The organism is Bradyrhizobium sp. F1.4.3, assembly GCF_040548375.1.
In the GTDB taxonomy this organism is placed as follows: Bacteria; Pseudomonadota; Alphaproteobacteria; order Rhizobiales; family Xanthobacteraceae; genus Bradyrhizobium.
Map to the genome: position 1 here is coordinate 301736 of NZ_JBEPRN010000003.1, position 13730 is coordinate 315465.

Genomic DNA, 13730 nt, shown 5'->3' on the forward strand with positions numbered 1-13730 from the left:
GAGCCGCGTTTTACGCGGCGATCCCAAAACCAAGTCATCTCTGAAGGATTTTTGTCATGTCTCGCGTCAAACGCGGTGTGACCGCCCACGCCAAGCACAAGAAAGTCTACAAGGCCGCCAAGGGCTTCCGCGGCCGCCGCAAGAACACCATCCGCACCGCCAAGCCGGCCGTCGAGAAGGCCGCGCAGTACGCCTTCCGCGACCGCAAGCGCAAGAAGCGGACCTTCCGCGCGCTCTGGATCCAGCGTCTCAACGCTGCTGTCCGCCCGTTCGGCCTGACCTACAGCCGATTTATCGACGGCCTCGCCAAGTCGGGCATCACGGTCGACCGCAAGGTGCTGTCGGATCTCGCGATCCACGAGCCGGCGTCGTTCCAGTTGATTGCCGAGAAGGCCAAGGCTGCGCTGCCCGCCTAAGAGGGCGCTCTCGTTGCCTGAGCAATACCGCGCTAACGGCCGGCTCCGCCGGCCTTCAGCGCTCTTCGCGAGTAGCGCTGGGCGACCTCCGCCCGGCAGAAGGCTGTGAACGAGATATACATGGTGCCGGACTTGTTCCGGTACTTCCGGTCGCAGACCCGCAACTCGCGCTGATAGCTCAGCTTCTGCGGCGGCTTCAGACGGCCGATAAAATCGGCCTCGCACTTCTTCTCGACGACCCCACCGAACTGGACGTCGCCGCTGGCGCCGTATTCGCAGGCCTCGAACAGCTTCATGGCGCGTGCGCAACTCGGCGCCGCGTTGAGGACGGCAATGATGTCGTCCATCGATGTGGACTTGGCCGGACATTCCTCCGCGGCGTGAGCCACGCTTCCGAAAAGAGCCAGGGCCAGGCCGGCCACGCAGGATCGCAAACGCATCATCGTCTCCTTCGACATCGGTTGGCACCAGCCATGCCAAAACGGTTCAAGAGCCCGGCTGTTTCCGATCCCCTGACGGCTTGACGTTCCGACCCGGCTGCGGCCACAACCGGCAGCCTTTTGAAAGGATCCGACAGTGTCCGACCTCGCCAGTCTCGTCCAATCCATCCTCGCGCAAATCGCTGCTAGCGGCGACGAGGCGGCGCTTGAAGCCGTCCGTGTCGCCTCGCTCGGCAAGAAGGGCTCGATCTCCGCGCTGCTCGCAACGCTCGGCAAGATGTCGCCGGACGAGCGCAAGACGCAAGGCGCCGCCATCAACCAGGCCAAGGACGAGGTCACCCAGGCGCTCGCCGCGCGGCGCGACCTTCTGAAGTCGGCAGCGCTCGATGCACGGCTTACCTCCGAGACCATCGACGTCACCCTGCCGCTGCGCGATGCGCCGGCCGAGGCCGGCCGTATCCATCCGCTGAGCCAGGTCTGGGACGAACTGACCACGATCTTCGCCGACATGGGCTTCTCGGTCGCCGAAGGTCCCGACATCGAGACCGACGATTACAATTTCACCAAGCTGAACTTCCCCGAGGGCCATCCCGCCCGCGAGATGCACGACACCTTCTTCTTTCATCCGAAGGAGGACGGCTCGCGCATGCTGTTGCGCACCCACACCTCGCCGGTGCAGGTGCGCACCATGCTGAGCCAGAAGCCGCCGATCCGCGTGATCTGCCCGGGCCGCACCTACCGCATCGATTCGGACGCGACCCACACGCCGCAATTCCACCAGGTCGAAGGGCTCGTGATCGACAAGCACTCGCATCTCGGCCACCTCAAATGGATTTTGCACGAGTTCTGCAAGGCGTTCTTCGAGGTCGACCACATCAACATGCGCTTCCGTCCCTCGTTCTTCCCGTTCACCGAGCCGTCGCTGGAAGTCGACATCCAGTGCCGCCGCGACAAGGGCGAGATTCGCTTTGGCGAGGGTGAGGACTGGCTTGAGATTCTCGGCTGCGGCATGGTGCATCCGAACGTGCTGCGCGCCTGCGGCATCGATCCCGATGAGTACCAGGGCTTTGCCTGGGGCATGGGCATCGACCGCATCGCCATGCTGAAATACGGCATCGCCGACCTGCGCCAGCTGTTCGACAGCGACGTCCGCTGGCTGTCCCATTACGGCTTCAAGCCGCTGGAAGTGCCGACGCTTGCCGGAGGGCTGAGCTCGTGAAATTCACCCTCTCCTGGCTGAAGGATCATCTCGACACCGACGAGCCGCTGGAAAAGCTCGCCGACAAGCTCACCATGATCGGGCTCGAGGTCGAGAACATCGAGGACAAGGCGAAGGCGCTTAAATCCTTCACCATTGCGAAGGTGATCTCCGCCGAGCAGCATCCGAATGCGGATCGGCTGCGCGTCTGCATGGTCGACACCGGCGACGGTGGCGCACCGGTGCAGGTCGTGTGCGGCGCGCCGAATGCGCGCGCGGGTCTCGTCAGCGTGTTCTCGCCGCCCGGGACCTATATTCCCGGCAAGGACATCACGCTCGGCATCGGCACCATTCGCGGCGTCGAGAGCCGTGGCATGCTGTGCTCGGCGGCCGAGCTGCAGATCTCCAACGACCATGATGGCATCATGGAATTGCCGGCGGACGCGCCGATCGGCGTCGGCTATGCCGAATGGGCCGCACTCGGCGATCCCGTGGTCGAGATCAATTTGACGCCGAACCGGCAGGACTGCACCGGCGTGCACGGCATCGCGCGCGACCTCGCCGCCGCCGACATGGGCAAGTTCAAGGATCCGACGATCAAGCCGATCAAGGGTGAATTCCCCTGTCCCATGAAGGTCACGGTCGAGGACGCTGCGCTCTGCCCGGGCTTCGCGCTGCGTCTCGTGCGCGGCGTCAAGAACGGCCCGTCGCCGGAATGGCTGCAGAAGCAGCTGACCGCGATCGGGCTTCGTCCGATCAACGCGCTGGTCGACATCACCAACTTCATGACCTACGACCGCGCACGTCCGCTGCACGTGTTCGACGCCAGGAAGGTGAAGGGCAATCTCGTGGTGCGCCGCGCCCGCAACGGTGAGACGCTGCTCGCGCTCGACGGCCGCACCTACAATCTCGATCCCGCCATCTGCGTGATCGCCGACGAGCATGGCGTCGAATCGCTCGCCGGCATCATGGGCGGCGAGGCCTCGGGCTGCGACGAGACCACCACCGACGTGCTGATCGAATCGGCGCTGTGGAACGAGATCAACATCGCCCAAACCGGCCGCAAGCTCGGCATCAATTCGGATGCGCGCTACCGCTTCGAGCGCGGCGTCGATCCGGCCTTCATGGTGCCCGGGCTGGAACTCGCCACGAAACTCGTGATGGAGCTGTGCGGCGGCACGCCGTCCGAGAACATCGTGGTCGGAAAAGCCTTTGGCGACGACCGCGTGATCGACTTCCCGATCACCGAGGTGAAGCGGCTGTCCGGCATCGAGGTGCCGCTGCCGGAGATGAAGCGCATCCTGTCCCATCTCGGCTTCATGATGGCTGGCCCGGGTCCGGTGATGAAGGTCGCGGTGCCGTCGTGGCGCACCGACGTTCACGGCAAGGCCGACATCGTCGAGGAGGTCGTCCGCATCTACGGCGTCGACAAGGTGCCGATGACGCCGTTCGAGCGCGGCGAGGACGCGCGCAAGCCGGTGCTGACGCCGCTTCAGCTTCGCACCCGCCGCGCCAGGCGCGCGCTCGCGAGCCGCGGCATCATTGAAGCGGTGACCTGGTCCTTCATCACGAAGCCGGCGGCAAAACTGTTCGGCGGCGGCCAGCGCGAACTCGAAGTGGCCAACCCGATCGCCGCTGACCTCTCCGACATGCGGCCGAGCCTGTTGCCCGGACTTGTCGCGGCCGCGCAGGCCAATGCCGATCGCGGCTTCGGCGATGTGGCGCTGTTCGAGGTCGGCCAGATCTTCAAGGGCGACCGTCCGCAGGATCAGTTCATGGCGGCGAGCGGCGTCCGCCGCGGCTTTGCGTCGTCGGAAGGTCTCGGACGGCACTGGTCGGGCTCGGCGCAGGCTGATGTGTTCGACGCCAAGGCCGATGCGCTGGCGGTACTTGCTGCGGCCGGCGCGCCGATGCAGGCGCTTCAGATCGTGGCTGGCGGACCCGGATGGCTGCATCCGGGCCGCTCCGGCACGATCCAGATCGGCCCGCAGAACGTGCTCGGCTATTGCGGCGAGATGCACCCGCGCGCGCTCGAAGCGCTCGGTGCCGGCGGCCCGTTGATGGTGTTCGAGGTGATCCTCGACCGCGTCCCCGAGGCAAAGAAGAAGCCGACTCGCGCCAAGCCCGTGATCGAGCTGTCGGCGTTCCAGCCGGTCTCGCGCGATTTCGCCTTTATCGTCGACCGTACCGTGAAGGCGGGTGACATCGTGCGCACCGCTCAGGGTGTCGACAAGAAGCTGATCACCGGCGTCAACGTGTTCGACGTCTATGAAGGCAAGGGCATCGACGACGGCAAGAAGTCGATCGCCATCGCGGTGACGATCCAGCCACGCGAGAAGACGCTGACCGACCAGGAGATCGAGGCCGTCGCCGCGAAGATCGTGGCGGAGGTGACGAAGAAGACCGGCGGCACTTTGAGAGCATGACGCCGAAAAGTGTGAAGCGGTTTTCGGATAACGTCATGCTCCAGAGACAAAGAGCATGAGTCTCACCGACTTTCTCCCGAAAGATGTCAGCCTCACCATCGCGATGGCGCTCTGCTCCATCGCTTTCGTGTCGGGTACCGCGCGCGGGTTCTCCGGCTTCGGCTCGGCGCTGATCTTCATGCCGCTGGCGAGCAGCGTCGCGGCTCCGCGGCTGGTCGCAGCGCTGCTGCTCGTGATCGACTTCGTTGCCGCCGCGCCGCTGCTGCCGGACGCATGGCGGAAAGCGGATCGCAAGGCCACCGCCGTGATCGTGCTGGGCGCGTTGGTCGGCGTGCCCGTCGGCACCTATTTCCTCAGCGTGCTCGAGCCCGTCACTACGCGCTGGATCATCTCCTGCTTCGTCGCTGCGCTGCTACTTCTGCTGCTGTCAGGCTGGCGCTACCGCGGCAAGGATCACGCCTGGCTCTCGGTCGGCATCGGCGGCCTCTCCGGCTTCTGTAGCGGGTTGGCGCAGACGGGCGGGCCGCCGATCGTCGGCTACTGGCTCGGTCGCCCCATCGAACCGATCGTCGCGCGCGCCAACATCTTGCTGTTCTTCGGCGCGTCGGACTTTTTTTCGATGGTCAGCTACGCCACGACGGGCTTGATCTCGCGCGAATCGCTCCTGCTCTCGCTCATTGTCGGCCCGGTCTATGCGATCGGCGTCGCCTTCGGCGCATCGCTGTTCGGCCGCGCCAGCGAGAGGGTGTTTCGCGGCATCTGCTACGCGCTGATCGCAATGGCGGTGATTGCGGGGCTGCCGGTGCTGGATGGGGTTTTGCGGTAGCCGTCGTCCCGGCGTAGGCAGGGACCCATAATCCCGGTCAGCGCTTATTGCGCGAACTGGCAACTCCGAGTCTTCGTCAAACAACTTCCTGTGGTTATGGGTCCCGGCCTTCGCCGGGACGACGGAGAGAGTTTAGTTCCGCGGAGCTCGCCGCCGCTTGGTCGACTGCGTCGGCACATCGGCCGGCTCGTCCTTCAACGCGCCGATCTTGCGGAGCGCGGCGTCCGCCGCACGTTCGCCGCTTTCCCAGGCGCCGTCGACGGTGCCCCAGAGTGTCTCGTGCGTGGCTTCGCCGGCGAGGAACATGCAGCCGATCGGCTCGGTCAAAACCTTGCGCGAGAGCTGGCCGCCCGGTGAAGCCGCCGACATCGCGCCCATCACGAAGGGCGAGGCATTCCAGCGCGTCGCGCTGGTCTTCTGCACGGCGGCGGCAGCCTCGCTGCCGAACAGCTTTGTGATCCACTCCCTGGCGAAAGCCGTCATCGCCTTCTCGCCCTGCTCCGAGAGATCGCGACCGAACGCGCCGCCGATATCGATCGAGCACAGCGAAGAGCCGCCGATATTGGCGAACATCAGCGCGGTGCGCGTCGAATTGCTCTGCTCGATGAAGATGTCGTCGCGCGACAGGCCGAGCGGGTTTCCCGGCAATTGCAGCACGATGTGATCGTAGCTGCCGAGCCCAAGCTTTGACGCGGCATCGAGCGTGCGCTTGGGAAGATCGGGCGCGAACTTGATCGCGCCCGCGGTCAGCACATTGGTCGAGACCGTGACGATGGCGGCGCGGGCAGCGATCTTGCCTCCCTGCGTCTCCACGCTGACGTCGCGATTGCTCCAGACGATCCGGCTCGCCGGCGTCGACAGCGCGACGGGCGCCAGCTCGCCGAGTTTCGTGATCAGCGTGCCCAGCCCCTGGCGACAGGCGATCGCGGCATTGCGGTCCTGCGCCCGCGCCTTGTCGATCGCCGAAAGCTCCTTCAGATCCTTGCCGGCAAAGCTCGCGCCCAATACGAACTCGGTCGCCCCCGCCCAATCGCCGAGATCCTTCGGCAGCAACGCAGCGCAGGATGTATCCAGCTTGCCGCGCAAGGCTTCGTCGATCGCGCGGTTGGCACGCACCAGCGCCGCCAGAAATTCCTCGGTCTCGCCGGCGCGTGCATTGCGGCGGCCAATGCGCATCTTCTGGCCGGATGGCGCCGGCAGGACATCGAGCCCGACGCTGCGTGCCAGCCTGATCATCGGGTTGGTGTCGGGATTGTGCATCCAGCGCGCGCCCCGATCCAACGGCACGTCGAAGGTGGTGCTGTCGGTGATGCAGCGCCCGCCGATTTGCGAGCCGGCTTCTACCACCACGACCTTGCGATTGGCCGCCATGACGCGCCGCGCCGCGGCGATGCCCGCCGCACCCGCGCCGATCACGACAATGTCAGCCTCGCGCGGCAGCGGCGCGGCGGTTGCGCGCAGAACCGGCATCGCGGCAAGAGCCGCCGACGCCGATAGGAAACTGCGGCGCGTGATTGTCATGTCATGGTTTCCGGGGACTTGCGGCGAATGGGAACAGCTAGCGAACCTTGCCGTATCTGATGTTGCGCGGCAACCATCATGGTGAATCAATCGTGCTTGATCTCACAAACTGATGAACCGAATTGCAACACGTTCCGACCATGATAGAGAAGGAGAAAAGACGGCCGGAAAAGGCCGTGGGGGGAGTTCATGGGGACGGTCCTAGATTCAGTCGGCAAGCTGATTGCCGCGTACCTCTCAAAGGAGGTGCCAGGCTACGAGCCGTTCACACCGAGCGACCCGGAGCACCTGCGCGGCGTCATCGAGCCCGGCGACGTGCTGCTGGTCGAGGGCAACAACCGCATCTCCGGCATCATCAAATATCTGACGCAGTCGACCTGGTCGCATGCCGCGCTCTATGTCGGCCCGATCGAGGGCGCGGAAGAGCCTGACGGCGAGCCGCACGTGCTGATCGAGGCCAATATCGGCGAAGGCGTCACCTCCGCACCGCTGTCGAAATATTTCCCCTATCACACCCGCGTCTGTCGCCCGGTCGGGCTGTCCTATGAGGACCGCACCACGGTCTGCCGCTATGCCATCAACCGCATCGGCTTCGGCTACGACACCAAGAACATCATCGACCTGATGCGCTTCCTGTTTCCGCTGCCGATCCCGCAGCGCTGGCGGCGGCGCATGATCGCGATCGGCTCGGGCGATCCGACAAAAATCATCTGCTCGGCGCTGATTGCGCAGGCCTTCGACGCCGTGCGCTATCCGATCCTGCCGAAGATCACCAAGGCCGGCAGCCGCGCCGCCCGCCGCGAAATCCTGCACATCCGCGATTCCTCGCTCTACATGCCCCGCGACTTCGACATCTCGCCCTATTTCGAAGTCGTCAAACCCACCATCGTGCACGGCTTCGACTACACCGCCCTGCACTGGGCCGACAAGCAAAAGCCGCTCGAGGAGGTAGCAGGCTCATTCGGGGTGTTTCCAGAAACGATCAGTGCGCCGCCGCTCGTTCCTGAAGCGATTGACGAAGAAGCGCCGGATCAAATTCCGGCTGAGCAAGTAGGCGCGCAGCCTGCGGAGCTGGTGGAACGCGTCACCGTCTCGGAACATTTTTTGCTGCTGAAGAAGATCGCGATGTACCGGCGACGGCGGCGGACCCGCACGCGCGGGATTGCGGCGTAGCCCCGCTGTCGTCCCGGCGAAGGCCGGGACCCATACCGCGTGATTTATCCATTACGTTTGGTAGGCATACCGAACAACGAGTCTACGCCAAACTACTCCCTGGGATTATGGGTCCCGGCCTTCGTCGGGACGACCTGGGGAGACACAGTGCGCGCTCGCAATGGCTGAGCGCGTGAACGCCTACCGCTCCGCCCGTCCAATCACCGCCATCAGCTCCGCGATCTTCTCGCGTTGATCCGCCTTGTCGCCGCTGGCGATGGCGTGCTCGACGCAATGGGCAACGTGGTCCTTCAAGACCTCCTCCTCGACCCGGCGCAACGCGGCGCGCACCGCCGAGATCTGCGTCACGATGTCGATACAGTAGCGGTCCTCCTCGACCATTTTCGAGAGGCCGCGAACCTGGCCCTCGATCCGGCCGAGGCGTTTTCCGACGGATGCCTTGATGTCCTTGCGCATGCCGTCTATATACCCCCATGGGGTATATATTGCAAGGCCGGAGCATGGGCATGAACGACGCTGAACACGACCACCACCACAAGGCGGACGCTCATTCCGGATGCGGCTGTTCGGCCAAGGCCGCTCCGCCCGCGGCAAAGCCTGCGGCCGCCTCGTGCTGCGGCGGGCACGGCGATCATGCGCATGACCATGGCGACGCGCCAACGATGGTTCTCGACCCTGTCTGCGGCATGACGGTCGATCCCGCGACCTCTCAACATCGCCTCACACAGCACGGCGAGACCTTCCATTTCTGCTCGGCGGGCTGCCGCAGCAAATTTGCCGCCGATCCCACAAAATACCTCGCCAAGGAGAAGGCGCTCGAGCCCGAGATGCCGGCGGGCACGATCTACACCTGCCCGATGCATCCGGAGATTCGCCAGGTCGGACCCGGCAGCTGCCCGATCTGCGGCATGGCGCTGGAGCCGGAGATCGCGAGCCTGGAGACCGGCCCCAACCCGGAACTCGCCGACATGACGCGGCGGTTCTGGATCGGCGGCGCGCTGGCGCTGCCGGCGGTGGTGCTGGAGATGGGCGGCCATCTTGCGGGCGCGCACAACTGGATTGATCCGACGCTGTCGAACTGGATCCAGCTCGTCTTCGCCACGCCCGTGGTGGTCTGGGCCGGCTGGCCGTTCTTCGTCCGCGGCTGGCTGTCGCTGGTGACGCGCAATTTCAACATGTTCACGCTGATCGCGATGGGCACGGGCGTCGCCTATGTCTACAGCCTGATCGGCACCATCGCGCCGCAGATTTTCCCTGCCACCTTCCGCGGCCATGAGGATGCGGTCGCCGTTTATTTCGAAGCCGCCGGGGTCATCACCGTCCTGGTGCTGCTCGGCCAGGTGCTGGAGCTGCGCGCTCGCGATGCGACCTCGGGCGCGATCAAGGCGCTGTTGCAGCTCGCGCCGAAGACCGCGCGACGCGTCGATGCCGATGGCAATGAGCACGAGGTCGAAATCGATACACTCCATGCCGGCGACCGCCTGCGCGTCCGCCCCGGCGAGAAGGTGCCGGTCGACGGTATCATCCTGGAGGGACGCTCTTCGCTCGACGAATCCCTCGTCACCGGCGAATCCATGCCCGTCACCAAGGAAACCGGCGCCAAGGTGATCGCCGGCACGCTCAATCAATCCGGCAGCTTCATCATGCGCGTCGACAAGGTCGGCCGCGAGACGCTGCTGTCGCAGATCGTGCAGATGGTCGCGGACGCACAGCGCTCGCGCGCGCCGATCCAACGCCTCGCCGACCAGGTCGCGGGCTGGTTCGTGCCGACCGTCATCCTCGTCGCCATCGTCGCGTTTGCGGCGTGGGCCTGGTTCGGACCGGAGCCGCGGTTGGCCTTTGGCCTCGTCGCCGCCGTCAGCGTGCTGATCATCGCCTGCCCCTGTGCGCTGGGGCTCGCGACCCCGATGTCGATCATGGTCGGCGTCGGCCGCGGCGCGCAAGCTGGCGTGCTGATCAAGAACGCCGAGGCGCTGGAGCGGATGGAGAAGATCGACACGCTCGTGGTCGACAAGACGGGCACGCTGACCGAGGGCAAGCCCAAGGTGGTCGCGATCGTCCCCGCGGGCCGCTTTGCGGAGGATGACATCCTCAGGCTGGCGGCCAGCGTCGAGCGCGCCAGCGAACATCCGCTGGCCGATGCCATCATGCGCGCGGCGAAGGAGAAGCAGCTTGCGCTCAGCCAGGTCGAGCAATTCGATTCGCCGACGGGCAAGGGCGCGACCGGCAAGGTTGACGGCCGCACGATTGTGCTCGGCAATGCAAAATATCTGTCGTCGATCGGGATCGACACCACCGCGCTCGATGCCGAGGCCGAGCGCCTGCGCGGCGACGGCGCCACCGTCATCAACATGGCCGTCGATGGTGCGCTCGCCGGCCTGTTTGCGATCGCCGATCCGGTCAAGGCGTCGACGGCGGAGGCGCTGAAGGCGCTCGCGGCCGAAGGCATCAAGGTCATCATGCTGACCGGTGACAACCGCACCACGGCAGAAGCCGTGGCGCGCAGGCTCGGCATTGCCGACGTCGAGGCCGAGGTGCTGCCGGATCAAAAGAGCACGGTGGTGACAAAACTGCAAAAGGCCGGCCGCAGCGTCGCGATGGCCGGCGACGGCGTCAACGACGCACCGGCGCTGGCAGCGGCCGCAGTCGGCATCGCCATGGGCACCGGCACCGACGTGGCGATCGAGAGCGCCGGCATCACCCTGCTCAAAGGCGACCTCACCGGTATCGTGCGTGCGCGAAAGCTGTCGCAGGCGACCATGAGCAACATCCGGCAAAACCTGTTCTTCGCCTTCATCTACAATGCCGCCGGTATTCCGATTGCCGCAGGCATCCTCTATCCGGCCTTCGGTGTGCTGCTCTCGCCGATCATCGCGGCGGCGGCGATGGCGCTGTCCTCGGTCAGCGTGGTCGGGAATGCGCTGCGGCTGCGCGCAGCCCGGCTGTGAGAGCGAGGAAATCCGTGTAGAACTGGCTCATTCGGCGGTACGCGCGGAGAGGACCTGATGCAGCGGATTACGATCACGATCGAGGACGATTTGCTGGCGGAGATCGATGCCGCCGCCGAAGCACGCGGCTACCAGAACCGCTCCGAGATCATCCGCGATCTGGCGCGGGCCGGCCTGCAACAGAGCACCGAGGATACCGCGCAGACCGGCCCCTGCGTGGCCAGCCTCGTCTATGTCTACGACCACGCCGCGCGCGATCTCTCAAAGCGGCTGGTGCAGGAATTCCACGGCCATCACGACCTCGCGCTGGCGACGCTGCACGTCCATCTCGACGACAACAATTGCATGGAGATGACGGCGCTGCGCGGCGATGCCTCCGAGGTCAAGCATTTCGCCGACCACATCATCGCCGAACGCGGCGTACGCTACGGCCGCGTGATGATGATCCCGACGGGAGACGGCAAGCCGGCGAAAACGCGGAAGCATGGGCATCGGCATGAGTAGGTTGCGAGCTCTCGTGCCCCGGACGCAGCGCAGCGCTTCTTCAGCGGTGCGCTGCAGAGCCGGGGCCCAGCACCCGGACCGAGATCGGTCCCGGCTCTGCGTCGCGTCATTTCATGCCGCGCCGCGTCCGGGACACGAAAGCTGAGGCGAAGAACCTCACGCCGCCCTCGCCGCGCTTCCGCACGGCAACCCCGCCCGCGCGACGCCGCCGTAGAGCGCTTCGTTCGGCATCTCCTCGCGCAAAATCTTGCGCACTGCGATCAGCTTCTCGAGATCGATCCCCGTCGCAAATCCCTTACTCTCGCAGAGGAACACGAGGTCCTCGAATACGACGTTGCCGGTCGCGCCGGGCGCGAAGGGGCAGCCGCCGAGGCCGCCGAGCGAGCCGTCGAGGATGCGGACGCCTTCGTCCAGCGCGGCCGCCGCGTTGGCGATGCCCATGCCGCGGGTGTCGTGGAGGTGGATGCAGATCGGCTTTTGCCCTGCGAGCTTCACCGCGGCGCGTGACAATTCACCCACCTGCTTCGGCCCGGCATAGCCGACGGTATCGGCAATCGCGACGAAATCGACGCCCGCCTCGAGGCACTTGTCGACCAGCCGCAGCACCTCGATGGGATCGACCGCACCGGTGATCGAGCAGCCCAACGCCATTGAGATCGCGGCGTTCACCAGCGGTTTGTGGGAGCTCGCATCGCGCATCTCGCACAGCCGCTTCACATTGGCGATCGCGGAGTCACGCGAGCGATGCGCGTTGGCCTGGCTGTGCTCCTCCGTGGCTGAGACCACCGAAGCAATCTCGCCGACGCCGGACTCCAGTGCCTCGTTGACCCCGCGCTCATTGAGCGCAAGCGCAACGCCATGGGCGCCGGGCAGGCTCGCCACCGTCGCGATCACATCGCGGACGTCGACGAATTGCGGAAAGGTCTTTGCCGGCAGGAACGAGCCGACCTCGAAATGCCGCACGCCGGCGGCGTATTCCTCGCTCACCCAGCGCTGCTTGGCCGCGGTTGACGGGATTTTCTTCACGAGCTGGAGCCCGTCGCGCAGGCCGACCTCGCGCAGGTTGACTCGCTCAGGGGGATAGATTGTCTCGATCCGGCTCATGCGCGCCTCCCAGCGGCTTTTGATGTGACGTCGTCCTTGTCGATCTCGGCGCGAACGACGGATGTGTCGGCGCCAAGCGGCGCAACCTTCAGGCCTTCGCCGAAATGGCTGCCGTTCCACTCGACCGGCAGCGCCGGCACATGGAACGGCTTGCCGTCGGCGGTGACATTGTTGACCAGCCCGCCCGGCCGCAGCACATGCGGGTCGGACAGGAGATCCTCGGGCCGATTGATCGGCGAGAAGCAGATGTTGAGCGCATCGAGCCTTTGCGACAGCTCTGCCACGTGCCATTGCCGGATGATTTCGGCCACGCGCGGAATGATCCGCGACCGCGCCAGGATGCGATCGGTGGTGGTGCGCAAGGCGGGATCATCGAGGAACTCGGTCAGGCCGAACTCGCGGCAAAAACTCTGCCAATGGCCCTCGGTGACAACGCCAATAAAAATGCGTCCATCGCCGGCGGTGTCAAAAATGTCATAGATCGGCCAGGCGTGCTCGCGCTCCGGCATCGAGCGCGGCTTGTTGCCGGTCATCTCATATTCGACCATGTGCTGGGCAACCAGGAACAGGCAATTCTCGAACAGGCCGATGCGGATGTCGGCGCCGTCACGCTTGCCCCCGCGCTTCTGATACAGCGCGGCGAGGATGGCGATCACGCCGAACATGCCACCCATGATGTCGTTGGCGGAGGAGCCGACGCGCTGCGGCTTCTCTTTGGTGCCGGTCATGGCAGCCAGTCCCGACATCATCTGCACGACCTCATCGAGCGCGGGGCGATGCTCATAGGGGCCGGACAGAAAACCCTTGTGGCCGGCGATGATCAGATGCGGATGCCGGCGGCGTAATTCCTCGGTGCCAAGCCCCTGCTTCTCGAGCTGGCCATCGCGAAAATTCTCCAGGAACACGTCGGCGGTCTCGAGCAGACGGTGCATGGCGTCGCGATCCGCCAGCTTCTCGAAATCCAGCACCACACTGCGCTTGCCGCGGTTGAACAGTGGAAAGAACGCCGTCCCCATGCCACCGAGAGAGCGGGTCTTGTCGCCGGAGGGCGGCTCGACCTTGATCACCTCGGCGCCGAATTGCGCGAGGATCATGCCACAGGTCGGACCCATGACCATGTGCGTCATCTCGACCACCCGCACGCCTTCGAGCGGCAATCCGGCCTCAGTCATGC

Annotated in this window: 12 protein-coding genes; 7 read left to right on the forward strand and 5 right to left on the reverse strand. The window is 65.3% G+C overall.

The features are described from left to right. The first annotated feature begins 56 nt into the window (after nucleotides 1–56). Nucleotides 57–416, forward strand: a complete 360-nt coding sequence (gene rplT / locus ABIB73_RS13455) for a 50S ribosomal protein L20 (RefSeq protein ID WP_354224770.1) — start codon at nucleotides 57–59, stop codon at nucleotides 414–416. A gap of 32 nt (nucleotides 417–448) precedes the next feature. Here rplT and ABIB73_RS13460 read toward each other — a convergent pair whose 3' ends face one another. Next, on the reverse strand, nucleotides 449–856 hold the full coding sequence (locus ABIB73_RS13460) for a hypothetical protein (protein WP_354224772.1): 408 nt from the start codon (nucleotides 854–856) through the stop codon (nucleotides 449–451). A 136-nt stretch (nucleotides 857–992) separates the two neighbouring features. Here ABIB73_RS13460 and pheS point away from each other — a divergent pair, with 136 nt between their 5' ends. Genes pheS through ABIB73_RS13475 form a run of 3 tightly spaced genes read left to right on the forward strand, consistent with a single transcriptional unit; the run spans nucleotide 993 to nucleotide 5306 of the window. Continuing rightward, nucleotides 993–2075: a phenylalanine--tRNA ligase subunit alpha gene (gene pheS / locus ABIB73_RS13465; RefSeq protein WP_354224774.1), complete on the forward strand. Its 1083-nt coding sequence runs from the start codon at nucleotides 993–995 to the stop codon at nucleotides 2073–2075. Continuing rightward, nucleotides 2072–4480 carry a phenylalanine--tRNA ligase subunit beta gene (gene pheT / locus ABIB73_RS13470; RefSeq protein ID WP_354224776.1) on the forward strand — a complete coding sequence of 803 codons (2409 nt, stop codon included), beginning with the start codon at nucleotides 2072–2074 and terminating at the stop codon, nucleotides 4478–4480. Before pheS ends, pheT begins: the two co-directional genes overlap by 4 nt. Before the next feature lie 55 nt (nucleotides 4481–4535). After that, nucleotides 4536–5306, forward strand: coding sequence for a sulfite exporter TauE/SafE family protein (locus tag ABIB73_RS13475; protein ID WP_354224777.1), 771 nt, complete (start codon nucleotides 4536–4538; stop codon nucleotides 5304–5306). Between the two features lie 132 nt (nucleotides 5307–5438). Here ABIB73_RS13475 and ABIB73_RS13480 read toward each other — a convergent pair whose 3' ends face one another. Beyond that, nucleotides 5439–6827: a flavin monoamine oxidase family protein gene (locus tag ABIB73_RS13480; RefSeq protein WP_354224779.1), complete on the reverse strand. Its 1389-nt coding sequence runs from the start codon at nucleotides 6825–6827 to the stop codon at nucleotides 5439–5441. Between the two features lie 189 nt (nucleotides 6828–7016). Here ABIB73_RS13480 and ABIB73_RS13485 point away from each other — a divergent pair, with 189 nt between their 5' ends. Further along, nucleotides 7017–8000, forward strand: coding sequence for a YiiX/YebB-like N1pC/P60 family cysteine hydrolase (locus tag ABIB73_RS13485; RefSeq protein WP_354224781.1), 984 nt, complete (start codon nucleotides 7017–7019; stop codon nucleotides 7998–8000). 180 nt (nucleotides 8001–8180) lie between these two features. On the opposite strand, the gene ABIB73_RS13490 is transcribed toward ABIB73_RS13485, so the two are convergent. Beyond that, nucleotides 8181–8456: a metal-sensitive transcriptional regulator gene (locus ABIB73_RS13490; RefSeq protein WP_007598521.1), complete on the reverse strand. Its 276-nt coding sequence runs from the start codon at nucleotides 8454–8456 to the stop codon at nucleotides 8181–8183. Nucleotides 8457–8506: 50 nt separating this feature from the next. On the opposite strand from ABIB73_RS13490, the gene ABIB73_RS13495 reads away from it, so the two are divergent. Then, nucleotides 8507–10948, forward strand: coding sequence for a heavy metal translocating P-type ATPase (locus ABIB73_RS13495; RefSeq protein ID WP_354224783.1), 2442 nt, complete (start codon nucleotides 8507–8509; stop codon nucleotides 10946–10948). A gap of 57 nt (nucleotides 10949–11005) precedes the next feature. Further along, nucleotides 11006–11452 carry a nickel-responsive transcriptional regulator NikR gene (nikR, locus tag ABIB73_RS13500; protein WP_354224785.1) on the forward strand — a complete coding sequence of 149 codons (447 nt, stop codon included), beginning with the start codon at nucleotides 11006–11008 and terminating at the stop codon, nucleotides 11450–11452. Between the two features lie 156 nt (nucleotides 11453–11608). On the opposite strand, the gene ABIB73_RS13505 is transcribed toward nikR, so the two are convergent. Together ABIB73_RS13505 and ABIB73_RS13510 are read right to left on the reverse strand one after the other, a co-directional pair. Next, nucleotides 11609–12556, reverse strand: a complete 948-nt coding sequence (locus tag ABIB73_RS13505; RefSeq protein ID WP_354224786.1) for a hydroxymethylglutaryl-CoA lyase — start codon at nucleotides 12554–12556, stop codon at nucleotides 11609–11611. Continuing rightward, the gene (locus tag ABIB73_RS13510; RefSeq protein ID WP_354224788.1) at nucleotides 12553–13728 is read right to left on the reverse strand and encodes a CoA transferase; all 1176 of its coding nucleotides are present in this window, start codon (nucleotides 13726–13728) and stop codon (nucleotides 12553–12555) included. Before ABIB73_RS13510 ends, ABIB73_RS13505 begins: the two co-directional genes overlap by 4 nt. Nucleotides 13729–13730 lie beyond the last annotated feature (2 nt).